Annotated in this window: 21 protein-coding genes; 12 read left to right on the top strand and 9 right to left on the bottom strand. The window is 31.3% G+C overall.

Annotated elements, in window-relative coordinates; genetic code table 11:
- Positions 1-45: 45 nt before the first annotated feature.
- A complete protein-coding gene (locus FS802_RS16700) occupies positions 46-1,053 on the top strand; it encodes a DUF4238 domain-containing protein (protein WP_186367217.1) in 1,008 nt (335 codons plus the stop codon).
- 127 nt (positions 1,054-1,180) lie between these two features.
- On the opposite strand, the gene FS802_RS16695 is transcribed toward FS802_RS16700, so the two are convergent.
- The 3 genes from FS802_RS16695 to FS802_RS16685 form a co-directional block, all read right to left on the bottom strand.
- Positions 1,181-1,453 (bottom strand): hypothetical protein, encoded by a 273-nt coding sequence (locus FS802_RS16695; RefSeq protein WP_144525207.1) that lies wholly within the window; start codon positions 1,451-1,453, stop codon positions 1,181-1,183.
- 809 nt (positions 1,454-2,262) lie between these two features.
- Positions 2,263-2,412, bottom strand: a complete 150-nt coding sequence (locus FS802_RS31345) for a hypothetical protein (protein WP_222129165.1) — start codon at positions 2,410-2,412, stop codon at positions 2,263-2,265.
- Between the two features lie 225 nt (positions 2,413-2,637).
- Positions 2,638-2,877 carry a hypothetical protein gene (locus tag FS802_RS16685; protein WP_144525205.1) on the bottom strand — a complete coding sequence of 80 codons (240 nt, stop codon included), beginning with the start codon at positions 2,875-2,877 and terminating at the stop codon, positions 2,638-2,640.
- A 282-nt stretch (positions 2,878-3,159) separates the two neighbouring features.
- On the opposite strand from FS802_RS16685, the gene FS802_RS31115 reads away from it, so the two are divergent.
- Positions 3,160-3,330 (top strand): hypothetical protein, encoded by a 171-nt coding sequence (locus FS802_RS31115; protein ID WP_179865877.1) that lies wholly within the window; start codon positions 3,160-3,162, stop codon positions 3,328-3,330.
- 473 nt (positions 3,331-3,803) lie between these two features.
- On the opposite strand, the gene FS802_RS16680 is transcribed toward FS802_RS31115, so the two are convergent.
- Entirely contained in the window at positions 3,804-4,127 is a 324-nt protein-coding gene (locus FS802_RS16680; RefSeq protein WP_144525203.1) for a helix-turn-helix domain-containing protein, read from the bottom strand.
- Between the two features lie 160 nt (positions 4,128-4,287).
- Here FS802_RS16680 and FS802_RS16675 point away from each other — a divergent pair, with 160 nt between their 5' ends.
- Together FS802_RS16675 and FS802_RS16670 are read left to right on the top strand one after the other, a co-directional pair.
- Complete coding sequence (locus FS802_RS16675) at positions 4,288-4,476, top strand: helix-turn-helix transcriptional regulator (RefSeq protein ID WP_144525201.1); 189 nt, start codon at positions 4,288-4,290, stop codon at positions 4,474-4,476.
- Positions 4,477-4,590: 114 nt separating this feature from the next.
- Positions 4,591-5,001 (top strand): hypothetical protein, encoded by a 411-nt coding sequence (locus tag FS802_RS16670; RefSeq protein ID WP_144525199.1) that lies wholly within the window; start codon positions 4,591-4,593, stop codon positions 4,999-5,001.
- A gap of 488 nt (positions 5,002-5,489) precedes the next feature.
- On the opposite strand, the gene FS802_RS16660 is transcribed toward FS802_RS16670, so the two are convergent.
- Positions 5,490-6,416, bottom strand: coding sequence for an aldo/keto reductase (locus FS802_RS16660; RefSeq protein WP_144525197.1), 927 nt, complete (start codon positions 6,414-6,416; stop codon positions 5,490-5,492).
- A 366-nt stretch (positions 6,417-6,782) separates the two neighbouring features.
- Here FS802_RS16660 and FS802_RS16655 point away from each other — a divergent pair, with 366 nt between their 5' ends.
- On the top strand, positions 6,783-14,381 hold the full coding sequence (locus FS802_RS16655; protein ID WP_144525195.1) for a non-ribosomal peptide synthetase: 7,599 nt from the start codon (positions 6,783-6,785) through the stop codon (positions 14,379-14,381).
- Positions 14,382-14,620: 239 nt separating this feature from the next.
- Here the strand turns inward: FS802_RS16655 and FS802_RS16650 are convergent, their stop codons facing one another.
- Positions 14,621-15,247: an ATP F0F1 synthase subunit alpha gene (locus tag FS802_RS16650; RefSeq protein ID WP_098823250.1), complete on the bottom strand. Its 627-nt coding sequence runs from the start codon at positions 15,245-15,247 to the stop codon at positions 14,621-14,623.
- 196 nt (positions 15,248-15,443) lie between these two features.
- Here FS802_RS16650 and FS802_RS16645 point away from each other — a divergent pair, with 196 nt between their 5' ends.
- Together FS802_RS16645 and FS802_RS16640 are read left to right on the top strand one after the other, a co-directional pair.
- Entirely contained in the window at positions 15,444-15,725 is a 282-nt protein-coding gene (locus FS802_RS16645; RefSeq protein ID WP_144525193.1) for a hypothetical protein, read from the top strand.
- 223 nt (positions 15,726-15,948) lie between these two features.
- Positions 15,949-16,413 (top strand): hypothetical protein, encoded by a 465-nt coding sequence (locus FS802_RS16640; protein ID WP_098720480.1) that lies wholly within the window; start codon positions 15,949-15,951, stop codon positions 16,411-16,413.
- Positions 16,414-16,916: 503 nt separating this feature from the next.
- Here the strand turns inward: FS802_RS16640 and FS802_RS16630 are convergent.
- On the bottom strand, positions 16,917-18,569 hold the full coding sequence (locus FS802_RS16630; RefSeq protein WP_144525191.1) for a Sau3AI family type II restriction endonuclease: 1,653 nt from the start codon (positions 18,567-18,569) through the stop codon (positions 16,917-16,919).
- 203 nt (positions 18,570-18,772) lie between these two features.
- On the opposite strand from FS802_RS16630, the gene FS802_RS16625 reads away from it, so the two are divergent.
- From FS802_RS16625 to FS802_RS16615, 3 genes are all read left to right on the top strand, one after another.
- On the top strand, positions 18,773-21,667 hold the full coding sequence (locus FS802_RS16625; RefSeq protein WP_016135843.1) for a pre-toxin TG domain-containing protein: 2,895 nt from the start codon (positions 18,773-18,775) through the stop codon (positions 21,665-21,667).
- Between the two features lie 35 nt (positions 21,668-21,702).
- The gene (locus tag FS802_RS16620; RefSeq protein WP_016135844.1) at positions 21,703-22,026 is read left to right on the top strand and encodes a hypothetical protein; all 324 of its coding nucleotides are present in this window, start codon (positions 21,703-21,705) and stop codon (positions 22,024-22,026) included.
- Between the two features lie 100 nt (positions 22,027-22,126).
- A complete protein-coding gene (locus FS802_RS16615; RefSeq protein ID WP_098720478.1) occupies positions 22,127-22,531 on the top strand; it encodes a hypothetical protein in 405 nt (134 codons plus the stop codon).
- 208 nt (positions 22,532-22,739) lie between these two features.
- On the opposite strand, the gene FS802_RS16610 is transcribed toward FS802_RS16615, so the two are convergent.
- Positions 22,740-23,414, bottom strand: coding sequence for a hypothetical protein (locus FS802_RS16610; RefSeq protein WP_144525189.1), 675 nt, complete (start codon positions 23,412-23,414; stop codon positions 22,740-22,742).
- Between the two features lie 472 nt (positions 23,415-23,886).
- Between FS802_RS16610 and FS802_RS31110 the strand changes: the two genes are divergently transcribed.
- Positions 23,887-24,057: a hypothetical protein gene (locus FS802_RS31110; protein ID WP_186367216.1), complete on the top strand. Its 171-nt coding sequence runs from the start codon at positions 23,887-23,889 to the stop codon at positions 24,055-24,057.
- Positions 24,058-24,302: 245 nt separating this feature from the next.
- Here FS802_RS31110 and FS802_RS16605 read toward each other — a convergent pair whose 3' ends face one another.
- The gene (locus FS802_RS16605; protein ID WP_000219733.1) at positions 24,303-24,599 is read right to left on the bottom strand and encodes a hypothetical protein; all 297 of its coding nucleotides are present in this window, start codon (positions 24,597-24,599) and stop codon (positions 24,303-24,305) included.
- A 581-nt stretch (positions 24,600-25,180) separates the two neighbouring features.
- Here FS802_RS16605 and FS802_RS16600 point away from each other — a divergent pair.
- Positions 25,181-25,543: a PH domain-containing protein gene (locus FS802_RS16600; RefSeq protein ID WP_016136249.1), complete on the top strand. Its 363-nt coding sequence runs from the start codon at positions 25,181-25,183 to the stop codon at positions 25,541-25,543.
- Positions 25,544-25,829: the final 286 nt, after the last annotated feature.

The following is a 25,829-nucleotide window of genomic DNA, read 5'->3' as shown; positions in this document are numbered from 1 at the left end:
CGGTGGAATTTTAAATTGGTATAATAAAATTACGAAATCATCTTATTGGCTGAAAAAATCATTGGAGGTTTTTGGATGGGAAGAGTCAAAAATGAACATTATGTTCCACAATCATATTTAAGAGCATTTGCAAATAAGAAAGAGCAGCTTTTTGTTTATGACAAAGTAAAGAAAACGTATTATATAAGCAAAGTGGATAAAGTTGCTGCCGAAGGAAAATATTTTGACCTGCCTTTGCCAGAAGGTGTTAGTATTCCAGAAGTTGAAAAGATGAATGAAGAGCAGTTGATAGAAAAACATTTTGCAGAAAAGATTGAAGGGCCTTATAAAAGATATTTAAATCAAATTCGTACAAGATATGTTATGACTGTTAAGCCAGAAGGGAAAACAGCAATAACAGGAGAAGAAAAAGGTCATTTATCTTATTTAATTGCTGTTCAGATGTTAAGGACAAAGCAATATCGAGAAAATATGGGGGCACTAGAAAATAAACTCGCTCAGTTGTTAGCAGATGATATTATGAAAAAGAACTTTTCTGATTATGAAGATGGTAAGGTTCAAGTTAAAGCACCAGAAATAAACAAAAGGATTATGCAAGTTTCAATGCTATTTGATAAAGAAAAGGTTGAACCAATAGCTAAGCATCTACACAAGCACTGTTGGTTTGTATGTATAAATAATACAGAACAACCGTTTTATACATCGGATAATCCAGTAGTAAGACATGCTCATAAAGAAGATAAGCTTATGAGTTATGGTGGAATTGCTTCAGAAGGTATAGAGATTGTGCTGCCTTTATCATCTAATTTAATTTTGGTAATGGTAGAAAGAAGTTTCCACTCAGATCTCATAGCTGTAGAAAATCAGTTTGTAACATTGCCCACAATAGAAAGTGTTGATTTTTATAATTTTTTACAAGTTTCTCAGTCGAATAGACAAATCTTTTGTCTGGCAGAGAAATTTGATTTAATTGAAAAAATGAAAGAAGAACAACCAGAATTATTAGAAGTACGAGATAATGTGGAAATTCGTCATAATGGAAAAGTGTATTAACTTCAAAGTGTATAATAGTTTTCGAACGATAAAAAGCAGGTTTAGATTTAGTTATAATTCATAATAAAAAGAACAGTGCACATTTTTGTGCACTGTTCTTTTACTTTTTGATTGAGAAAATATGTACTTATTTTGCTGTCATTTTTGATTTCAAGTTATTCCATGTAACTTTGATTGTACTAATAAAGTTCTCGTCTTGACAATTGCGACAAAGAAGGTGAATTCTTGATAAACCTTCCATGTCCTCAAAATCTTTAACTTCGACTTCTTCACCAAAAAACCCATCTGTTACTTTAGACAAGTCCGTATTTAACTGGTCCCAATTTTGATGGTCCTTTACATCATCAATACTACTAATTGTGCTACTACAGTGATTACATTTTACGATAAATCCAACCATTGTTAGGCACCTCCATGTTTTTTTTATTACATTATCAATCTACCTTATTATAGTGAAAAAAAGCAATATTCCTGGTGGGAATTTTTTTTATTTTTTTATTTTTCTTTCATTTTCATTTATATAAAGCTACTTTGCTAGTTTTGGTTGTCGTGAGCACGACGTACCCAACCTAGTAATTTGGTTACTAGGTTGGGTAGGTTATCTAGTTGAATAAATATACAGGAGGTAAAGTGTTTACCGCCTTGAGGTAGTAACTGCATTACTACCTTGTATCATTAATGTTGATACCAACCTGGGCGTCTGAAACCTAGGTTGAAATGTGAATATAATGTACATTTGGTAATCTGGTTGTAAAAAAATACAATTGAACTTGGGCATTTTGTCACATTTGAAATTCAGCTGTGAATTTTTTTCACAGTTAAAAGGGAGTCGTGAAACACGACCTCCTTAAAGGTTGTCTCAATTTGAGGCCTCCTTTGAAACAATAAAGGGTACTCACAATATGAGTACCCTTTTCAACTGTAAATTTCCTTTACAGTAAAAGGGTGTAAAGAATGTTTAGCCCCTTGAAGGATACATGTAATATATGTACCCTTGAAATAATAAAAGGAGGCTCATAATGTGAGCCCCCTTTAACGGTGGTCACAATGTGACTATCCTTGAAGGTTCGGAATATTGTTCCGAACCTCCATATAATAATGTATATACATTTGAAATAACAAAAGGGTATATACAGTATATATAGCCTTTCACTTCATATTTTTAATAAATTCTTCTCGTTGTTGCCGTCAAGCTTCACGTTCTTGTTCCTACCTTATCGTTTCATCATCATTATGAAACAAATCGTCCCACACTGTATGAATGAACCAAGCCATCATTATTATCACTGACACGAATAACAATATCGTTTTTACACGTTCAATATCTACTGGTTTTTTCGCCATTGGTATATCTTTCATTCGGATACTTGTCTAAAGCCCGATCCAACTTTTCATCATGCAAAAACATATAACATTGGTATTTGGGATGCTTCCTGTTTTGTGTCGAGTATAGAAATTTACAATCGTTTTTCACCAAGTATTGAAATAAATTATATTTATACACAACCTTTATAGGTTCTTTTGTCTTCATTTGTATTTCCCCTTCTCATTGGTATTTTCATAGTGCAAACTTTGCACCTTGGATTAAGCAACTCTCAAGATATTTTCGATTCGTTCCGCTGCCAAATCATCAAATAACCTTATTACATTAATTAGGTCGCAACTTTGTATTTGTTCAAATATTTCCGCTAGTAAATTCGTGTCATTCAATAGTCCCATTTCTACATAATGCTCCATAGTTGTCATACTAAGGTATGTATCTTGATGCACGTAAAACAGTGTCGTCAGTGCTCCAATTGCACTATGAACATTTTGTCTTTTCATTCGCGCCACCAACTCCCATATATTGGTAATATTTAATTTCATTATATGACTCTAACAAACTACTGACAAGAAGAAATAATCCTGTATGCAAAATACCTTATATAAATGAAAAGGAAAAAAATCCCAACAAAATGACCGAGCTTGCTTTACATCGGCAAACTTTTAAATACAATAGTGGTGCATTCGAAAAACATTTTCGTCACATGCAAGTTATGTATATATACACTAGAAGGTTACGGATCGTAACTTCTATTAACATTAAAATCAAAAGGGGCGATTAACATGAATAGAGATAAAATTATTTTCACTAAGTGGGTAGCGGAAGAATTAGCAAAAAGAGGTCATGTATACGAGACCGAAACAAACAAGAGGTTACCACGATACAAAGTATTTATATTTGAAAACACATTCAAATTCGAAAGAGATTTAATTGAAATAACACAAAAGCGCTAAAGTACCTCTAACTCATTTTTTTACCAGTAGGCCCATTCGGAAATGAAGTTTGTTGTAATGTCGGTCATATAAAATGTTTGAGCATTTTGTGCTTCATGAAATGCTTTAATACTATTAAACATAAGAAGGAATTGATTCAATGATTTGGGGCGTAAATTCTGTTTTACTTTGCTATCAACAAATCTTTCGAATACACGTTCAACAGAATCTTCTTTTGAAATTTTGCTAGTTTTTCGTTTGTGGGGTTGTCGTTTTTTTACAATTTTTTTCAGTGAAGTATGTTAAAGACATAAAAAAACCTCCTTTAGTCTCATTTAGAGTTAAAGGAGGAGTTTCAATCAAAACTTGAGCGGTACTCACCGTTAGTTTTGGTCAAAATATGAAATTATCAACAGTTGATACAAAAGTAATGACCCCGGAGAGGCTCGAACTCACGACCTCCACCCTGCCAAGGTGGGAGTCTTTTAGATAATCTAGTCTTTTCTTTGTATTATAAACTCCCAAAATTTTTTTAATTCCTCACGTTTTTGAGGAGTTGCATTTTTTATATCTTTAAACCATTGATAAAGCTCAGGATCTTGTATGTCTGTAACTCGTCTTATTTCAGTTGTACCGAGGAGGTAATCAATTGATACTTCAAAGAAAGTGGCTAATTTTATCAATGTATTATAATCAGGTTCTCGATTTCCTTGTTCATACATTGCATATGTAGTTCGAGCAATCCCTAGTTGCTTTGCCATGTCTTCTTGACGCAGTTTGCGTTCTTTACGAAGATTGTGCAGTCTACTGCCAAACATATGCTACCTCCTTTTATGTGTTTTCTATATCAATTATAACGTCACAATATGTAACATTTAATAAAGTACACGAAATGTGTAAAAAGTATTGAATTCATATTTATTTTCGTGTAATGTTATTGATAGATACACATTTTGTGACAATATAAGGAGAGGAATAATGAGGTTGTGGTTATTGGAAAAACGTAAACATAGAGAGAAAACACAGAAGTATATTGCATGTAAAGCTAGAATATCAAGAAGTATGTATGCAATGATTGAAAGTGGTGAAAGAAATCCAAGTGTTCCTGTTGCAAAGAATATAGCTAAGGTACTAAATTTTGATTGGACTCTTTTTTTTGAAGAGTAATGTCACGAATTGTGTAATTTTATAGGTAAGAAGTTCATTTCTTTATTGTTTTCCTAAAACAATAAAATTTATTAGGTATTTTTAACAAAATATTAAATAAGGGAAGTGTTTAATATGAATATGAAAACATTTGAAATGCGTGAAAAACGATTAGCAGAACTATTAGGTGCAAAAGTACTATGGGAGTTTATAAGTGCTGTAACAGAGGAAATTGAAAAGCAGGAATTAGAGTCTACACCAGGTTTATTAGAAGATTTATTCATACATGTGAAAGAAACCATTCAAATACAAAATATGAATCAACACATAACAAAAGCCCCTGTAAAAACAGAGGCCGGTAGTATAGATAAAGAGACATTATATATGGAAGCATATGTAGAATTAATCAATCATAAGTTTGTTATTTCTGAATTAGCTGTAGAGCTTTCATCTGTTCTAAAAGAATTAAATTGTTTTGTTCAATCATCTTTGCCACTGCTTCAAAGTGAGCTTGATTCTCAAGAACCTCAATCTGCTTCTCTTTAGGTAGTGATTGAAGTATTTCTTTTATTTCTTTACACTCGTATATATTATTCTCCGAGTCTTCAATTAATTTATTGCGACGATTGGTGTATTCAAGTGCACCTAAAGTCGCTAATGCGCGAGGGTCTAATCCTAGAATTTCCATGTATTCCTCTCCTTTCCTCTACAATAATTCGATAGGGGAAAGGAGATTCCTTTAATGATTCTATAGAATTTTTCTATAGTGATATAACAAGTTATTTATTAGTGGCATGCTATCTTATAGGAAAGTAGTAGAAATAGACTTGAACAATTCCTTAAAGATAATGAGAAGAAAGGAGAATTCAGTAAATTACACTCATTTTCCCTAAGTAATCTTCATATGAAACGGTTATTTACTTTTATTATAAATTTTATATTAGATTCTTTGATGAAGAATAGATAGACATAGGGAATAGGGGATGAATTGGTAGTTAATTTAGTTTAATTTTTATGGAACAATAATAGTATAGTTAAAGCTTTTTAATGAATTCAATTTCATTATCTAATAATAATGGACGAATTAAGTGTGAAGAGTTTTCTTCAACCTGTGTAGAATTTTTGGCACCAGGAATAGCAACTGAAACAGCTGGGTGACTTAAAACATACCGTAAGGCGATTTGCGCTAGACTTCGATTTGATCGTACAAGTGAACGTAATTTTTCTACTTTGTCTAAGCTATCTTTAAACCACTTTTCTTTGGGCCAATCTTTTCTTAAATCATCGTCTGGAAATTGAGTTTCATAATTAAATTTCCCAGTTAAAATTCCCATCTTAAGTGGACCTCTTATTACAGCACCTAAATTATGTTGTTCAATATAAGGAAGGATGTCTTTTTCAGGTTCTTTATTCAATATACTATAATCGAATTGTACTACATCTAAATCATCATTCTGATTAAAATGTTTAATATAATCTAAATCATTAGTAGAAACGCCAACTGCTCTCACTTTGCCAGATTTTTTTAAGGTTTGGAAAGCTTGTAGAAAGGCTTCTGTTTCTTCAGGTTTATCCCACCAAATATGACAAAAGTACACATCTAAATAATCCGTTTTAAGCCGCAGTAAACTAGCATCAAGCGCATCAATGACCTTTTGAGGATCCCCATAAACGGCTGGTTGATTGGGGTCATAATGATGACCAATTAATCCACCTTTTGTAGAAAGAATGATATCCTGCCTACGTTTATGTATAGCTTTTGCAACTAGTGTTTCACTATGACCTAGTCCATAAACATCAGCAGTGTCAATAAAATTAACCCCTAGGTCAATTGCTTTATTGATTGCCTCAATGGATTCATTATCTTTTACTGCTCCCCATTCATCTCCACCAATCGCCCAAGAGCCGAATCCTATCTCTGAAACTATTAATCCCGTTTTACCTAATAATCTATATTCCATTTTGTACGGACTCCTCCTTTTCAGTGTATATTATTAGAAATATACATAGTGACCAGTTGGAATATTCTTGAATTTGGTTTCGGGGTGTAAATTAGAGTATACATTTTAATAAATATATATGAGATTACTTTATAAAAAGTAATTGGAATTATTAGTAAAATGGTTTTTTATGCTTAAATTGAATAAAAGTATGAACTTCCACGGTATAAATATGAATTTTATTCATCATTTTAATAACTATGCAGTAAGCGAAATAAATGTTGAATTTAGTCGGAAAATATACGTTTACAAATCGCAGAATGTGTACATATAGTTGTAATTGTAAATATTATCCGTTTTGAAATATTTATAAAAGGAGAAATTCATATGAAGGAAATACAAAAGCAATATGAAATTGTAGAAGAATTGGATGCAACAGTAGGGCAAGAAGCATTATGGATAGTTCATCAAATGGAATTAGAAAATGGAATGAACAATGAAGCTACCATAATAAAGCTAAAAGGAAATCTTCAAATAGAAAACCTTAAGAAAGCGCTTACTTTAATGGTGCAATCTCACCCGGCGCTACGTACACTATTTATTAAGAGGGACGAAAAAATTAAACAATTCATTCAAAAGAGTATAGATTTTGATATACCAATTAAGGATTTAACTGCTTTTAAAAACACAGAACAAAAATTTATTTTAAAAAAATTCTTAGACTCTATAGTAAATGAGAAATTTAATTTAGAAGAAGGGCCTTTGTTTAAATTCCACATCATTAAATTGTGTGAAGATGAATTTATTTTACATATGATTTTTCATCACATTATTTATGATGGATGTAGTTTAGGAATTTTTATCCAACAATTGTCTCATACGTATTGTGAATTACTTCAAGAAAATACGGGTTTAGTATTAGAATCTCCTTATAAGAGCCTTGTAGAATTTGAGGAAGGTTTTATAGACAGTGCAATATATAGAGAAGGATCATCTTATTGGAAAGATTATTTACAAGGTGAATTACCTCCTACAGAGTTTCCTGCTACTATTAATAAAATGAATGAACCGATATATACGAACAAAAATATAAGCAAGAATATTGATGCCGATCTATTTTATCAAATACAATGTTTTGCTAAAAGAAATAACATAAGTGTCTATCGGGTTATGTTAAGTACTTATTGTGTCTTGCTTCATCAAATGACAAATGCTGAAGAAATTATTGTAGGTATTCCAATTAATACTAGACCACAAACGGAAGAAGGGAATGCTTTTGGTTATTTTGTTAATACATTACCTATACGTATAACAATAGAAAAAGGTGATACATTTAAGGGAATACTTAACAAGGTGAATAAATCTGTTCATTTGGCTATTAAGTATAAACATAATCCATATTCACATATAGTAAGAGATTTAAATCTAAATAATAATACACATCATAATATGATTTATTCAACAGCATTTAATACGGTAAGGATACCTCAATTGAAAATTCCTGATATTGAGTCCACAGTTTTAACAGATTGTAAAAGAGTAAATCCTTTTAACATGACCTGGAGAATAATGAGATATGAAGGGGAAACAGAGAATAAAATTGAGATTGACTATAATTCAGCATTATATAAACCAGATAGTATGAATGATTTAGTTGAAAGATATATATATTTGTTACAAAAACTAATGAAGAATGTGAACGAACCTATCCATTCATTGGATTTACTTTTAAAAAAGGATCATCGTTTATACAAAGATATAAACTCAAATACTCTTGTATATCCTAATTCAAAAACATTAGATCAATTAATTGATCTACAAGCATTAAAATCGCCAAATCAAATAGCGATTTCAATGGGGGATAAATCGATTACCTATTATGACTTGCAGCAAAGGTCAAATCAAATTGCGAATTATTTACGTGAAAATGGTATAAAAAAGGGACAGCGTGTAAGTATTACAATGGAGAGAGAGATCAATACAATTGTATGCATTCTAGGTATACTAAAATCAGGTGGAGTTTATGTACCAATCGATCCAAAGTTTCCTGAAAAAAGAATAGAATTTATATTAAAAGATAGTGAAAGTCAAATGATTATTACAAAGAAAGAATTCAGGGGATTAATTGAAAGTTTTGCGATTCATACAATTTTTCTAGAGGATTTTCATTACACTAATTCTATAGAAAATATTGCGTCTACACATAACATAGAAGATGATGCGTATATTATCTACACGTCAGGTTCAACCGGTTTACCAAAAGGAGTCGTTGTACCACATAGAGGAGTAATTAATTTATCATATTCATTAATGAATCAATTTAATTTAGACAAAAATGATGTATTTTTACAATTTGCAACAATGATTTTTGATGCCTCCATTATGGAAATGTTTCCGATTTTGTTATGCGGAGGAAGAATGCATTTAATTTCTGAAATGGAAAAACGTTCTGCAGAAGAATTTATAAATGTAATTAACAAGAATGGTATTACATTTGTTCTTTTACCAACTGCATTTTTTAAATTAATAGCTGATATGCCAAAAGAAATGGTGCTTAAATTAAATCCCTTAAAATGTGTATTTGTAGGAGGGGAAACCATACCTGCTGAATCAGTTCGTAAATGGCAAAGTAAAGTAGGGTTAAAGATTCCAATTCTTAACGCATATGGTCCTACTGAAGCTACTGTATGTACAACCATTTATGAAGTAAATCATGAGATAAAAGAAGAAACTTCTAATATCCCAATAGGTAAACCAATTGCTAATAGTAAAGTTTTCGTGGTCAGTCCGTTCAACACGTTATGTCCGTCAGGAGTAGTAGGTGAATTATTCATTGGTGGTGATGGGGTTGCTAAAGGATATATAAATCAAAAGAAAAAAACAGAAGAGGCATTTATTTCTTTCGAAAAATCATATAATCGCAATAAAAAAATATATCATACTGGGGACTTAGTACGTCTTTTACCAAATGGAAACTTAGAATTTATCGGAAGGAAAGATAATCAAGTAAAACTACGTGGGTATCGAATTGAGCTTGATGAAATAGAAAGAGCGTTATTTAAACACCCAGAGGTAAAAGATGCAGTAGTAGTAACTTATCAAAATGACAAAATTGCTAGCTTTTATGTATCAAAAGACAATACAGAGATAAAACAAGAGAACTTAAAAACATTCTTAAGTGAAAGATTACCAGATTTTATGATGCCAAATTATATATTTCATCTTAAAACATTTCCATTATCACCAAGTGGTAAGGTTGATAGAAAAAAATTAGAATTACAAATCCCATCTTTACTCGAAAATATGCAAAATCAATATATACCACCAATAAGTGGCACAGAAAAAAGGTTGGCAAAAACATGGTCAGAGATTTTAAATTTAGGGAAATATAGAATCAGTAGAGATGACGACTTTTTTAAACTTGGGGGACATTCATTAATTGCTGTGCAAGTATTAAATCAAATTCAAAAAGAGTTTCATTTGAAAATAGAAATTAGAGATATTTTTGAGCATACAACAATTGCTAGTCTATCTGCTTACATCGATAAATTAATGGAAGCAAATCATGATAGGGAAGAACAGAAGATGCAAATATTAAAAGTTGCAGATAAGGAAAGTTATCAGTTATCAAGTGCTCAAAAAAGAATCTGGTTTTTAAATAAATCAAACGCTATTAATAGAGTATACGATACACCACTACACATATATATTGAGCCGAGTTTGAAAAAAGATATTTTACAGGACGCCATAAGGTTTTTAGTTGAACGACACGAGATGCTCCGCACAGTGTTTATTGAAAAAAATGGGGAGCCTAGACAAGTCATATTAAAATCAATAGCGATTGACTTGATACACCATGAGATTGAACACATGGCTAAAAAGGAACAACAAGAATATATACGTAGAACAATAAATCAAACGGATCATACACCATTTGATTTGGAAAATGGACCGCTTTTCCGGATTAGAATTTTTAATCTTGATAAGAAAAAATCCTATTTATATATCAATTTACATCACATTATTACTGATGAGTGGAGTGTAAGGAATTTATTAGATGAATTAATGAAGGTATATAGTGCCTTTGCTAAACGAAGAAATCCTGCGTTGCCAACTATCTCTAATCGATATGTAGATTATGTTGAGTGGGAACAAGAGCAGTTAAATCTAGGTCGGTGGGATACAAAAAAATCTTATTGGATGGCCGAACTTGCAGCACCTCTTCCTATACTAAATCTTCCTTTAGATTTTAGTAAGAATCATCAAAGTACAAATAGAGGTACAGTATTTGAAATGAAGTTAGATAATAAAATGAAAGAGTCTTTGAAACAAGTATGTGAACAAGAGAATGTTTCGATGTATATGCTATTTTTGGCTGCATATATTCAATTGTTACATTATCTAACGGATCAAAAAGACATTATTGTAGGTACACCGGTTGTTGGAAGGAATTATCAAGAATTTGAACAAATACAAGGATTTTTTGTAAATACTTTAGCTATTAGAACACAATTAAGTGATGTAAAAAATTTAAAACAGCTATTACAAGTAGTGAGAGAAAAATGTTTGAATTCTTTCCAAAACCAATCATACCCATTTGATAAAGTAATTGAGCAAATAAATCCTGATAGAAGCTTTGGAAATAACCCGATCTTTTCTACTATGTTTAGTTACCAGAAAGATATTTTGCAACAACATGATGCGCACAAGCTTCAATTGTTACCTAATAAACAAGATGTTAGTAAGTTTGACATTTCTTTAGCTGTTGAAGAAGGATCGGATTATGTAGAGATTTCATTTGAGTATAATATTAATCTTTTCAAGGAAGAGTCAATTAATAGGTTTACTCAAAATTTACTTAATATACTGGACGCATTTATTCATCAAAGAACAGTGGCATATGAGAATCTTTCATTCCTATCACTGGAAGAGGAATCTCTATATAGAAAGGTAAATCATACAGAAAGACCGTATCCTTATTTTCAAAATATACAGGAGCAATTCTATAAGCAAGTAGAAAGACAATCAAATGGGATTGCTATATCGACTGAAACAGAGTCTTTAACATATAGGCAATTAAATAGGAGTTCTAATCAAGTAGCTCAACATTTGCTTGATAAAGGTATAAAAAAAGGTGACAAGGTGGCCATATTTTTAGATAGAAGTATGAATAGTATCGTTTCTATGATTGGAATATTAAAAGCCGGTGCTGCCTATATACCAATCGATGTAAAATACCCTGAGGATAGAATAAATTATATAGTAAGTGACAGCGAGGCATGTAGAATTATAACGAATTACAAATACAAAAATCATTTGAATCCAAGTAGTTATAACGTTTCAATAATAGAGGGTATATATCGTACGACAAAAAATGGTGATGTGAAAATTTTAAATAAACCAGATGACTTGGCCTATGTAATTTATACTTCAGGATCAACAGGCAAACCAAAAGGTACATTATTAACTCATAAAGGAGTATTAAATTTAGTTGAATGGAGAAATGAAGTATTTCATATTTCACCAAATGATAAAGTAACACAATTTTATTCCCATAGTTTTGATTCTTCTGTATCGGAAATTTTTTCTACTTTGTTAAATGGGGCGGAACTATATGTATTAAGTGATGAACAGCGCTATTCAACTGCAGCATATGCCCAAGCTGTCCAAGAAATACAAGCAACTATTTCTGATTTACCAACAGTATTTTTTAATGAACTATCGACTTCATTAAATAAACTGGATAGTGAAAAGATACGTTCGTTAAGATTTATGATAATGGGAGGGGAAGCCGCATCAACAAATGCTATTAGGAGTTGGAAAAATACTTTTAAAAACCAAGTACAACTGGTAAATGAGTATGGTCCTACGGAAGCAACTGTTTCAGCGATGTATTATTTCATACCAGACTTAGAATGCGAAAATAACATTTTAGGTAGTATACCGATTGGCATTCCAATTTCTAACACAAAGGTTCACATATTGAACTCATATATGCAACATTGTCCGGTAGGGGGCATGGGCGAATTATATATTGAGAGTTTAGGATTGGCCCAAGGGTATTGGAAGCAGGAAGAAAAAACAAAACAGGCATTTATTGCAAATCCATTTTCAGAAGATAACAGTAAAAGGTTATACCGAACAGGTGATTTAGCAAAGTGGTTATCAAATGGAAATATAGAATTTATGGGAAGAAAAGATAAGCAGGTTAAAATTAGAGGGCACAGAATTGAACTAGGGGAGATAGAAGATGCAATATTACAATTTGAGGGGATAAATCAGGCTGTGGTAACACAAACGAAAGATGGAATGCTATTGCAAGCTTATTATAAAACAGTGGACGGTTTAGAAATAGAGAAAAATAAGTTAGCTTTATATTTATCAAATGTATTGCCAGAATATATGATCCCTAAATATTACTCTCATGTGTTAGAAATACCAATAACGGCAAATGGGAAAATTGATTTCGAAAAACTGCCAGAAATAGAGTTTGATAATGAGCAAAACGATGCGTGTATACTTAAGCCTCAAACTAAAGTGCAAAAAAACATTGCAAAAGTATGGTCCGAAGTTCTAAACATTAAATCTATAGGTTTAAAAGATGATTTCTTTAATTTGGGTGGACATTCTTTAAAAATTATGCCGGCATTAGTCAAATTAAAACCGTTATACCCTAACTTGAAAATCCAAGATTTCTTTAAGTATAGAACAATAGAAAAATTAGCCTCTCATATTGAAGAAATGGAAGAAATGTCGTTCAAGAAAGAGAAAAATATGAATGTAGCATGTATGGAAAATGAAACGATAACGCCTCCTGCTTGTAAAAGAAATAAAATAGAAGAATGTGAGATAGATAGGGTGAATTATCCAAAAGCAGTTTTCCTTACAGGGGCTACAGGATATTTAGGAGCACACATTTTAGAACGCTTATTACAGTTGCCATCTACGACTATTTACTGTCTAGTAAGAAATAATGAGGATCAAGTAATTGGTTCAAAGTTAAAAGAAAGAGTGATGTTTTATTTCGGTAAAGAAATTCTCCAAAAGTTGGAGGAGAGAGTAGAATTAATTGAAGGAGATTTATCTTTGATAAATCTAGGTCTAGATTCAAAGCAATTGGACCATTTAAATAATAAGGTAGAGTCAATCATACATTGTGGTGGAGAGGTTAGACACTATGGAGAACGCGATCATTTTCAAAAGGTAAATGTTCAGTCTACAAAATATTTATTGGAATTAGCTCAGAATACAAATGCACGTTTTCATTATATATCTACTTTAAGTGTAGTAGGGCAGGCTGAAAGCGATCCAAAAGAATTTGAATTCTTTGAGTCTAATTTTGATAGAGGGCAAAATTTAGATAATGTGTACTTAGAAAGTAAGTTTCAAGGCGAGAAAATGGTCAGAGAAGCAATGGGAAAAGGGGTTCGTGCTACGATATACCGTGTGGGGAATTTAGTGGGTAACTCTAAAACGGGTAAATTTCAATACAATATTAATGAAAATGCATTTTATAGATTAATAAAAGGGATATGCCTATCTAGCATAGCACCTGACATCAATACGTATGTAGATTTAACGCCTGTAGACTATGGAAGTTTAGCTATTACTGAATTATCCTATAAGGTCAATACAATAAATAAAACCATGCATATTTGTAATCCTACTCAGCTTAAATGGGACCAATTTATTAATAGTTTACAAGCTTTTGGATACGATATTATGTTAATGGAACAAGAAAAGTATATAGAGAAGTTTTTTAATACGAATCTAACCACTGATGAACAGAAAGCTTTAGAGCTCATAATGCCTTTATTAGAATCTGTAGAAGAGCTATCAGTAGCTATACCATCTTGTTTATACACGCAAGGATATTTGAAGAATATACATTGTTTAGAGCCAAATCAAGAGTATATCAATTTGTTATTAAATTATGCTATGAGTATCGAGTTTTTACCAACCATTAAAGAACCAATATCGCTATAGAATATACAATCGATTTTGAACAGATTGGTCTATAAATATGAAGTTTTGAATGTTTGCTTATTTCCCCTTATCGTTTGCAAAATTAAAAAGAACTTGTAGTTTTATCTACAAGTTCTTTTTAATTAAAAGGTTTATACATTTAGTTGGTTGGCTAATATTTCAATTCTTCATATTACAAACAGAAGAAATTAACTAAGACAAATAATTATTTTTAATTAGAGAAAAAATACAATTTTATATTAAGACCAAATCCATCGATCATCAGTTAATGCTTGAGAATCATTAACTTTTTCAATCTCATCTGTTATCGACCACTCATTACTTCTTTCAGCGTTCGCCATATGCACTTTAACTTTTTCACCTACATTAAATTTCTGCCCTTGTGTCAAATAAACCGTAACATTACGTTTACTTCCGTCATTTCCAGTATATTGAACAATTACATAATTATATTCTTCTATTCCAGATTTAAACTTATCTACTTTTGTAACATGTCCTATTTCATATTCGTATGCAAAAACATGTTTTAAATAACTTCCCTGGTGTAATGTATCAGTACCTTGAACCTTTTCAATTGACTCTGCAGCCATATAGTCCGTAAAATTACGCATCATTGCACCAGTAGCTTTTATTTGATCACCAACTCTTACATTTGGTGTAGAGTTTAAATAAATACTAATAGGCTCTGAATACTTTGTTGATTCAACAGAGATAACATTATCAGTAACCTCAACTACACGCCCTTCAATTGTTGATAAATTTGACTCGATAGAAGCTGCACTTGCTTTTGTTACTTCTAATCCTGGTAGATTTGTGCCTGCAAGAGCTGCAATTCCTAATGCACCAGCTAAAATGATTTTTTTCATACCTTATAACATCTCCATTCCGGTTGTAGTTAAATGTGCAGTTAGGTTTAATTCGTAAATAACTTTCGTATATCACCTAACATGTAATCATTATAGTTACAATAAGAATGATTATCAACTACAATTGGAATGTAATTTTGCATAATAATAAATCTTGATTTAATAATTTATCATTCAAATGGAAAGGAAGATGTGTATGTATGAAATTGTTACCGTAGAGCAAAAAGGAACCGTCGTGCGAAATGTGGAAAGAAAAATCCTAGGCTTAAATGGTCAACATATGAATTTCCTAATTAAACAGTGGAAAATAATAACCGTGAAAAAATTATACAAGGTTAGATTATCCTTTCGAGAGGATATTAAGGAGAAGGGTAAGGAAATCGAAGGATTAAGAGCCAAATACAAGCCATTTAATACATCTAAAAAAGACGAAATAGGCCATCATGATTGTCTATTACTATTTTTTATTACAAATTAATCCGCTGAATCCACCTGTTTTTTTGACCTCTAAAAGCTGGGGAAACAAATTTAAACATACCGACTCGAAAACTTCGACTCTTAGAAAACGTCTATAAAATGATTGTAAAATAAATAAAGAAGGATAAACAGATTTTTCTCAATAGTAAAATTATTTACAAAATAGTAAAATATAGGTATATATTTTTGTGATAAACACAAAAAATAAAGAGGGGATGAGGAAAATGAATTTAAAACAATTAGGGATTATATTATTAGGAACCGTAACACTTGTATTTAGTAGTACAAATTTTGTGGACGCTGTTAGAAAACAGAAAGAATTTAGAGATACGGAGCCAAATAATACTCTTGAAACAGCCAATAGACTAGATTTGGGGTATGATTGTGTGGTTTATGGCAATTTAAATTTAGACGATAAAGACGGTATAGATATCTTTAGATTTTCCCCAAGTGATACCATGAAAGTTGAAGTTACTTTGCAGGGAATGCATGATGATAATGATTTTGATCTATTTGTACGAAATTCGAAAGGTAAAATAATAAAAAAATCGTTGAACCTTTCTAATGATATGGAAAAAATCGTCTTTGAAGCAGAAGAATGGGAAGACTATTATATTGAAGTAAGTTCATCGGTAAGGGGGAATGAAGATAATAACTTTGATTATATTTTAGTAGCAGAAAAATATTAAAACTAGTAAGTTTAGAGGCCATCCAATTGGGTGTTTTTTTGTTTTTCATGAGATATATACACAAAGTAGAAGCTTATTCGAATGTTCGTACTGATAATTCTATTATAAATAAATTTACTCCTAATTACCTTTGTTAGTTCGGCTCAACCTATGCATTATAATCACTCAGAGCTTAGAGAACACATAAAATTCTTAAGGAATCAACAAGAAAAAACATTTGTAGACTCTAGAATTAAACGAGATGAAAGCAATCAAAATACTGGCGGTACCCATCCAAATCAAGTTATTAAAAGCAAATGACCCAAAACGAGAGAATGTACATTTTTGTTTTAAGTGTGTTAAAAAATTTTTACGTGGATGAATGTGAAGTTTCGCCACATAATTAAAAGGCAGGAACATTTTGTACATATCAAATATGTTCCTGCCTTTGATTTTATTGAGTTTAACATCTATGATCTAAATATAAATATTGGTAAGCTTTTTAATTAGATTAAAGCATTATTCTACAACAAATCTTTAATTTGTTCATAAATATAGTCTTTACTTAGCCACCAAGCTTGTTTTGTCATATATTCATCTGTAAATTTCTCTTTTTCACTCTCGGGTCGATTTATCCATGTTGCTGGGTGAGGTAATTTCCTAGAATTATTCATTAATATCTTTTTAGGAGTCCCTTTAACTACAACGTCTCTATAGTATTTTAATCTGTATTGAGCAACTTTGGCATCGGGTCGAAGATGTAAAATATCTTCAAGAGATGGTTTAATGAAATTATTATATATTCTGATTTCATTATTTTTATTTTTGGTAAAAGTTAATTCAACACCGTTTTTTAGTTTTTCTACCTCTGTTTTCCAAACTCTTTTTACAGCTCCATCTATATCAGGAATGGGCATATTCCAAAATTTAGCTCCTAAAAAAGTGATTTTTTCAGGGTTTGTTTCGTACGAATTACTATCTTTTTTCTGTTTATTAAAATCATTAAAGATAAGTAGTAGAAATTTTTTTCTCTCTAAGAAATCATAAACTCTTGATTCCTCCCAAGATTCGTTAACTAGTTCAAGAAATGAAGGAATCCCCATAAATTTAAAATGTTCCTTTGGTTGTCCCATTCTTAAAGTAACCGTTTTTAAACTAATTTCTGCTTTTTCAATTTCTTCTGATGTAACTTCATCTGTAGTGGCTGGCAAATTAAGAATTCCACGAATTAATATGTTATTAATATTTTTTTGTGAATGATTTTTACCTACTTCGATACCAAGGTTTTGAATCAATTCACTTTGTTTCATACCGTAATAGGGAGTGAAACGAGAGATAATAATTTCCTCAAGAGTTTTCTTTTTTAACTCACTAACATCTTTCACAATACTATTAATTGCTTCGGTATGGTCTTGTCCAATAATATGATTATTTATGAGTTTATTAATAAATTTTGATTTAAATGAATAGGCTCTAGGTTTTGCAGGAACATCTGTAAACTTTTGTTTTGTAAAATCATCACCAGTTGTTGACTTTGTACATGCTCCTAGATAATTTGTAAGCCCTTCTGATAATTGTTCAGCTTTACCAGAGTTGATATATTCGGATATTTTTTTCCAGTCTTGCTTGATGATTTCTAAATCTTTCTCAGATATTTCTATTATAGTATCTTTAGGCAAGCCAAAATCTTTTAACTCTGACATTGAAAGTAGATTCGCATATAATACTTTAAATTTTGTCTTATCTTCAATTAATTCTCCGCTAGAAATTTTCTTCTTATGCGAGACATCACACCTATAATATTGAATTAATTCAATTAGCTTATTCTTATGCCAAAATGAGCTTTGTTCAAATGATTTACCATATTCATTTTGGTAATTAATTTTATTTAAAACAAGTCTTTCCCCAGCAATCAATTTTTTGACTTTCTTCCCTTTAACATTTTTTATTTGTTTATCTATGGGGGTAACTTTTAATTCTACACCAGCTTCTGGAAAATCTGGTTCGGCATAATTGTCTGCAGGATGGTCAAACCAGATTTGCTCTATTACATTGCCTGGATAGGATTTATTTTTCAAATTCTTAGTGTTCTTTACATCAATTTCTCCAAGCGTTTTTCCAATCGCTTCTAATGCTCTTTTATGTACTTTCTCCTTACTATTATATATATTACTCAAATCAATCAACTCCTCCAATAAAACGAACAACAATTGTTAATTATAGTATATCAATGACTTTGATAATGTGCTATCAGGTTATGGACATGATCCTTTTATGTATGGATATGCAATTATGCATATCCATAGTTATTATTTTTATAGTAATAAAATCTAATATATAATTAAAAAGTTTTTTAATAAATTGTTAAGGAGATGCGAGTATGAAGAAAGTCATAGGACTTATAGTATCATTATTTTTATTATTTTCTACCTATGCACCAACATTTACAGAAGCAGCCGAAGTTTTAAATAAAGTAGGCTGGGTCAAAGAAAATGAGAATTGGTTTTATTATCAAAAAGATGGAAGTAAGCAAAGAGATAACATTACTTTAGATGGAATAGAGTACTCCTTTTTTAAAGATGGAAGGCTAGTTGAAGGGAAAAAGCAGGCAGGGAAAGACACTTTATATTATAGTGAACCTGGTAAACTAAAGACCGGATGGAGTTTTTCTGCAACCTCATGGAGCTATTTAAAAGATGGGAAGTATGTGACAGGAACATTTACCTATCAAGGAAAACCATTTGAAATAAATAAGTACGGAGATATGGAAAAAGGATGGGTTACCCTTCGTTCTGCTGTTAAAAGAATCTATCCAAAGCCAGAAACAAAATTTCTATTTAAATCTAAACCTGTAAAGGATGGGGATGTCTTAGAGGTCATTTCAAAGCAGGGCTTATGGTATCAGGTCAAATATCAAGGAGAAGTCGGTTATGTTCGGATATTTGAATCTGTTGTGATTGGTGAATCACCAGTTCGTTCATGGGATGTAACAAAGGAAGCAACGAATTTGTCTCATTTTATTATAACTGAGTATCATAAAGATCCTGAAAAATACTTTCCGCCCAATATTCAAAAGAAATTTGATAAACAACTAGATAGTGATTTAGCTCTTCTTGCGAATGGATTAAAATGGATTGATCAATTAAAAGAAGCACTTTATTTAGATAATAAACAAGGGTGGGTACAAGAAGAAGGAAAATGGACGTATTATAAAAAAGATGGGCAAAGAATAACTGGTTTCCAAGCGATTGATGGGAAACGTTATTATTTTGGTACCGATGGGTTTATGCAAACAGGATGGGTACATACAAATGGATCAGATTATTATCTGGGAACCGATGGCGTAGTGCAGACCGGAATCCAACATATTGATGGGAAAATCTATTACTTTAGTCCATTAGGTAATGTACAATCAGGTTTTACAAATGTTGATGGGAAACCATATTATTTTGATGCTTCTCATGAGTCAAAAAATGGTTGGATGAAGCAAGAGTTTAGTTGGTACTTACTACAGCCTTCAGGTGCATTACAAACAGGAGATTTTACATATAAAGACAAGAAATTCTCCTTTAATCAAGACGGAGAAATGATTAAAGGGTGGGTTACATTAGAATCCCTTGTTAAAAAAGTATATCCAGAGCCAGATTTAAGAAAAGTATTGCGTGCAAAACGTGTAAATAATAGTGAAGTGATAGAAGTAACAGGGAAAGTTGGCTCTTGGTATGAAGTGAATTATCAAGGAGAAAAAGGATATGTGCGTATCCATGATGCCATTATTTTTGACCAGGAAGCCAAAAGTCCACTTACTCTTCTTGATGGGAAAATAAAAATATTTGAGGGTGTATTAGATTATTTAAAAAGTGACGAAACAGTCATAAATAACACGATTAAGATTTTAGAAAAAGAAGAACAGCGTTGGTTAGATGATGCAGAGACCTGGGAAAGTATTTCTATTAACATAAACAATGCAAAGCAAGATGCACAGTATAAAATGCAATTGATGAAAGAATCACATGATAAATTGCAAGAATTAGTGAATGCAATGAAAGGTGACATTAAAAATTTAACGGTCACTCAAAGAAAAGAGCTATTTAAACTACTTGGAAATACAGGAAAAGATGCTCTAGCGTACGGAAAAGAGTGGATGGAATTTAGTGCTGATGTATATGTATCTATTTTGCAGTATTATGAATCCCTTATGAAAGTCTATGCTGGCTATTATCAAGCGCTAGATGTGGTTGCAGGTAAAGCTATTGAAACACAAAATGAGATTAATAAAGGACTTCGTCAAATTGAGGAAAATCATCGTCAGTTAGCTGAAGGGCTTTCGGGTGTCATTAAAGACTTAGGACCAGTTGTAAATAGTTCGATTCGTTTAAAACATTCTGTAGATGAAGCGAAACCTCAATTGGAGGAACTTGTACAAGTAACACGAAAAAACGCTCCAATCATTGCGCAAGATTTACAAGCATTGGATGCCAAAGTCCCAGGATTCTACACAGATTTCAATATGGGAATAGATCTTGCAAATATCTTTATGGACTCGGCTAATAAAATAGCAAGTCATAAGATTGATATTCCTGCTGCTGCCATCAATGTTGGAAATATCGACTTAAGTAATGTACTACGTGATTTAGGTGGGGATCCATCTAGAGTATATGATCGTAAGAATGATGGAGATTTATCATTCATATTGGATATTACGCCTATAATTGGTACAGGAAAAGAAATTGGACAACTCATAAAAGGGGAAGACTTAGTAACAGGTCAAAAATACGGTCCAGAAGATTATGCGTGGGGTACACTGGCAGCCGTATCTGGTGGTACAACACGAGTTGTTGGTAAAGTTGTTGGAAAGATTGGTGATCTTGAGAAGAAAGGTAAAGCTATTGAAAATGCAACAAAAGGAACTTCAGGCATTGGATGGAGCATGCCAAGAGGTGGAGGGGTCATCAATGGTCGTAAATATACTGAGCATGCTTTAGAAAGAATGGCTCCAGATACCCTTGAAATAAGAGCAGAGCTTAATTCAAGAGCTCGGGAAATGGCTGCTAAAAAGGGATATAAACCAGGATCTAAAGAATATAACGAACTATTTTCTAAAATTGATCCTCGTGGTATGACACCAAATGTGGTTGAAGATATTATCAAAACTGGTTCTCGTTCTCCAGGTGATAAACCAGGAACTTGGAAATATAGTAGAGCAGATGGTTATGTTATACTTAATGACAACGGGGATGTAATAACAGCTGTTCCCGCAAAGAAGGATAAATAAATAATATTTTACGTTGCAAAAGGTTGGTACAAATAGTGGATATTAAATATGATGAATACGAACTTTTAGAGCTATTCGAGAGTGAACCAGAAGACTTTTTAATTGAAGGTGCAGGTGTGTATCTATATCGCAAAATTGATTCATTAGGGTTTAAATTAATAATGATTATGTCAGTTTATGAGAATACAGTTAATTTAAGTCTTTCTTATAATGAAGGGTGTGTATTTGATGTTAATATGGAATCTGTAGAACGTGTCTATACCCGTAATGATATACTTCATATTCAGTGCTCTGAAGAAAAAAAAGCGATAGAAGTGAGATTCAAACCGCACTTTGCCATTAATATTAGAGAATTTTAATCAAAAACCGTGGGAAATAATCATTTTCTACGGTTTTTATTATATTAATTTTGTTAATTTTAAATTTAAAAACTAATTTTTTGATGATAGGAGCTTGTATATGAAAATAATGTGTATAAAAAATTCAGGAGATACATTTTCAGAGGAGTTATTAAAACAAGGATATAATAGAGATTCAATAATAAATTTAGAAATCCATAAGGAATATGTGGTTTATGGTATTAGTTTATTCAATGGAGAATTAGACTATCTAATCTTAGGAGAAAATGAAAACTTACCTTCATGGTACCCTGGAGAATTGTTTGAAGTATCGAATCCTTTACAACCTTTAGGATGGTATTTTGCAGATCATAAACATAGTAAAGCGACAACAATAGAATATATATGGGGTTATAAAGAATTAGCTTTAAATGATAGACATGCTCTTGGTTTAATGGAAAGAGTGAATAAAGATATTGAAATATTTTTAAAGCGTAAAGCTGAAATTGATGAATTTGAGAAATAGTAAATGAATTGATTAATCTATAAAAAACATATAATTAAATATTTCTAGTTTTTTTGTACATAACATTTAAATAAACAGCTTATTTTTGAAAAAGTTGATAGATAGTATTTATGTTGGCACAAATATTTATTACAATGTACCCTATATAAAAAAAGTAGCTGCAAGTGCAACTACTTTTTTCAAAAATATTATGGTTCAAATAACACCTTTAGCGTAAACTTACGCTTAATGGTACTTGAGAATAAACTGTGAAATTGTTACCATAAGTACCGTGTCTTGAAAATGAGGAAGAAATTGAACCGTTCCAACTTTTGTAGGTAGCCCCAGATGTATCTGTTCTTAGAAGTACGTTTGAAAAGCTAGCTTGGCTAAAGGAATTACGTCCAGTATCTTCAACCCCCTGAACCATTTTTACTGGTTCATATTGAGAAAATGAGCCATATACAGGCTGATTTGCATATCTAGGATTTCCATTTACATACATAGTAACCGTACCATTTCCGTTATTAATAATTTTAAGGTTCACTCGATCACCATCTTTAATTGACGCATCAAACTGTGTGTTCCAATACTTACTGTTTTGACCTGATTCATTATATCCTGAATTTAGAAATACTTTATATCCACTTGGTGTTTTGGAAATACCACCCTCAACTTTAGATGCTCCAATACCTAAATACCAATTCACATACCCATCTTTAACAACAACTGATTTTGGTAGATTTATATCAGCTGCAATCCCAGTATAGGTACTATTTGTAACACTTTTTACAGCACCTTCTGTAGCTGCAAAACTAGTAGTTGAAAACATTGATAGAGAAATTAGAAGTGAACCAACTAGATACATCATTTTTTTCTTACTTTTTCTTAATATTTGATTCATTTTAGATCCCCCATATTTTAAATTATTAAATTGTATGGAAAGTTGGCCAACTAACTACAACTTACAAACTAAAGATATATCAGGTTTTATTTAATGTATATATTTTCCTGTTATAAGTCATTGAATTGTCGAATAAATCCGATTTTTTATATTTATCAATATAGGTGGAGTTGACAGATTAAAGTGGTATGTCTATTTAAATGTAAGTAGATTTTGTTAAAAATAATATAAAAACCTATAAATATGTTGTGGATAATATGTACTACGGTTCATTTAGGAGAGAAAAATATGGAATGAATATAGTGGGATTTATCAAAGAATATATCTGAAATGTTTAGAAATAGATTAAATACGAAGGAAATAAATGAATCGTTTTTGTTAAGGAATTCATTGAAATGGTTCATAGATGAAGGGAAATATATGATTTAAAAGACATGGATTTCCTATATAAAAGAAGAAAGGGGATCCAGCTATGGGAATTACAAATACAAGATTGAAGTTAGATAAAGCAGCTATTGAAGAGGCTATAGAGGCATTAAAAGATGAAAATGAATGTTTACGTATAGAAGTCGATTACTTAAAAAAGTTAAAGGCCTTCGTTCAAAAAGAGATGGAATTACAGAACAAGAGAAAGCAAAAGTAATTTATCTTACAAAATTCGAAGGTATGGAACAGATTAAGATAGTATTAGATAATTATATAGTTCATTACAATCGAAAAAAAAATCAAAGTACAGTTAAAAGGAATGAGTCCAGTACAATACCGGACTCAAATTCAAACAGCCGCATAATTTTTTGTTTAATTCTTCAGGTCCAGTTCATCATAGACGATCGATTTTTGGCTTGCTACGCGCAGTGATTGTTATTCTTTAACTCATCTCATATTACGTTAGTTTAAGTATTGAGAGTAAAAGAATAGGAATAGAAAAATTAATGTTTTGCTAAATAATCTATTAAAGAAACTTAAAGGAATAACAAGTTCTCCTATTGTAAGGATTTTAAGTTTATCCTTATTTAGTCCTTTTATTAATTCTTTTAATGTTTGGAAGTTTATTTTATTAACGAAAGACCAACTTGGCACAGCTTTTGTATCTGAACCTATTTTGAAAATGATATGAATACTATGTGCATGAAAACCGCTTATTATTAAAATAAGCATAAATCCTAAAATAATGAACCAAGTCATTTTTCAACATCTCCTTTCAGTATTTAATATTAAGATATTAAAACTGTTGAGAAAGTGTGCTGTTGTCCATGAAAAATATTGTGAAATTGTTGAGGAAACGTTGAGAATGTTGAGATGCTATTGATTGTAGCGGAGTTAATAATGCTTGTCATATTATATTTGTGAAAAAGGAAATAGGAAAGAGAACAGTTGCGTAGACTGTTCTCTTAAGGAGCGGAAGTGCTGAACATTTTCAATGACAATGATTCAAGCATTCCGCTAATAGTATGTGTAAATATTTATAATTAATTCAAGCAAGGCAGCTATAAAAAATAGCCGCCTTGCCACAGGAAGAATTCAAAAAAAGAGAGATTTATTATGGATACTGATTGGCTGGTACCAATTTATTTATATTATTAGTAAGGATTAAATAAAATATTCAAAAGTTAAAATCTCAATTCATCGTAGGATTGTTCACAGTTAATAAAGTTTTTCTAAAAAGTGGTATTAATTGGAATTTAAACTCTTTATCCTGTATGATGAAAATATAGATATTCTAATATCCTTATAGTTAATAAAGGGAGAATACAGGAGGAGTTGTCATGAAAAATATAAAAACGGCTATGACATTGGTACAATCACATCTTAATGAAAATGAGATTATTGAAAATAGCCTATATGGAATGTTTCAATATCAAGTATTTGGTATGGGTAGTCAAAGAAAAGGGATATTGGTCGCTACAAATGAACGTATGTGTTTTTATACAAAATATTTAGGGAGTGAAACGTTTAAAGTATTTAATTATGCCAAAATTAATTCAATAGATGTAGAAAAAGGATTATTAACAGGAAAGAAAATCATTTTTTTTCATGATGGCGAACGTGAAGTGATGAATTTAATTGAGGAAGGTGACCTGGAGAGGTTTGCGGTATTTGTAAAAGAAAAAATTATGATCTTGAAATAAAGAAGTTTGTTTTTAAAATTTGCTTCTCAAATTAAACAATAGTATGATTTGCTAAAATTGAAAACATTAAAACAAAAAACAAATTTTAAATGACTTTAATAACCTTCTATCATCCTGTTTGATGGGAGGTTATTGCCTTTCTAAAGATAAAATTAAAGAGTTTTATTATCCTTATACATGGATGGATGACATGCAAAGTAAAAATAGCACTTTTTAAAAGTGCTATTTTTAAGGTGTGCATTAGGACTTGAAAGAGGCTTGAACTACCCCCACTTTCACTTGGTTT

This window comes from Bacillus sp. DE0042 (assembly GCF_007680225.1).
GTDB lineage: Bacteria > Bacillota > Bacilli > Bacillales > Bacillaceae_G > Bacillus_A > Bacillus_A wiedmannii.
Note: the sequence above shows the minus strand (reverse complement) of the source record. Positions and strands in the feature narration are given on the sequence as shown.

What these genes read in the sequence shown, in the direction of transcription:
- FS802_RS16695 (WP_144525207.1), bottom strand. Translation starts at nt 1,453, where the DNA reads ATGGTTGGATTTATCGTAAAATGTAATCACTGTAGTAGCACAATTAGT.
- FS802_RS31345 (WP_222129165.1), bottom strand. Translation starts at nt 2,412, where the DNA reads ATGAAAGATATACCAATGGCGAAAAAACCAGTAGATATTGAACGTGTA.
- FS802_RS16685 (WP_144525205.1), bottom strand. Translation starts at nt 2,877, where the DNA reads ATGAAAAGACAAAATGTTCATAGTGCAATTGGAGCACTGACGACACTG.
- FS802_RS31115 (WP_179865877.1), top strand. Translation starts at nt 3,160, where the DNA reads ATGAATAGAGATAAAATTATTTTCACTAAGTGGGTAGCGGAAGAATTA.
- FS802_RS16680 (WP_144525203.1), bottom strand. Translation starts at nt 4,127, where the DNA reads ATGTTTGGCAGTAGACTGCACAATCTTCGTAAAGAACGCAAACTGCGT.
- FS802_RS16675 (WP_144525201.1), top strand. Translation starts at nt 4,288, where the DNA reads ATGAGGTTGTGGTTATTGGAAAAACGTAAACATAGAGAGAAAACACAG.
- FS802_RS16670 (WP_144525199.1), top strand. Translation starts at nt 4,591, where the DNA reads ATGAATATGAAAACATTTGAAATGCGTGAAAAACGATTAGCAGAACTA.
- FS802_RS16660 (WP_144525197.1), bottom strand. Translation starts at nt 6,416, where the DNA reads ATGGAATATAGATTATTAGGTAAAACGGGATTAATAGTTTCAGAGATA.
- FS802_RS16655 (WP_144525195.1), top strand. Translation starts at nt 6,783, where the DNA reads ATGAAGGAAATACAAAAGCAATATGAAATTGTAGAAGAATTGGATGCA.
- FS802_RS16650 (WP_098823250.1), bottom strand. Translation starts at nt 15,247, where the DNA reads ATGAAAAAAATCATTTTAGCTGGTGCATTAGGAATTGCAGCTCTTGCA.
- FS802_RS16645 (WP_144525193.1), top strand. Translation starts at nt 15,444, where the DNA reads ATGTATGAAATTGTTACCGTAGAGCAAAAAGGAACCGTCGTGCGAAAT.
- FS802_RS16640 (WP_098720480.1), top strand. Translation starts at nt 15,949, where the DNA reads ATGAATTTAAAACAATTAGGGATTATATTATTAGGAACCGTAACACTT.
- FS802_RS16625 (WP_016135843.1), top strand. Translation starts at nt 18,773, where the DNA reads ATGAAGAAAGTCATAGGACTTATAGTATCATTATTTTTATTATTTTCT.
- FS802_RS16615 (WP_098720478.1), top strand. Translation starts at nt 22,127, where the DNA reads ATGAAAATAATGTGTATAAAAAATTCAGGAGATACATTTTCAGAGGAG.
- FS802_RS16610 (WP_144525189.1), bottom strand. Translation starts at nt 23,414, where the DNA reads ATGAATCAAATATTAAGAAAAAGTAAGAAAAAAATGATGTATCTAGTT.
- FS802_RS31110 (WP_186367216.1), top strand. Translation starts at nt 23,887, where the DNA reads ATGGGAATTACAAATACAAGATTGAAGTTAGATAAAGCAGCTATTGAA.
- FS802_RS16605 (WP_000219733.1), bottom strand. Translation starts at nt 24,599, where the DNA reads ATGACTTGGTTCATTATTTTAGGATTTATGCTTATTTTAATAATAAGC.
- FS802_RS16600 (WP_016136249.1), top strand. Translation starts at nt 25,181, where the DNA reads ATGAAAAATATAAAAACGGCTATGACATTGGTACAATCACATCTTAAT.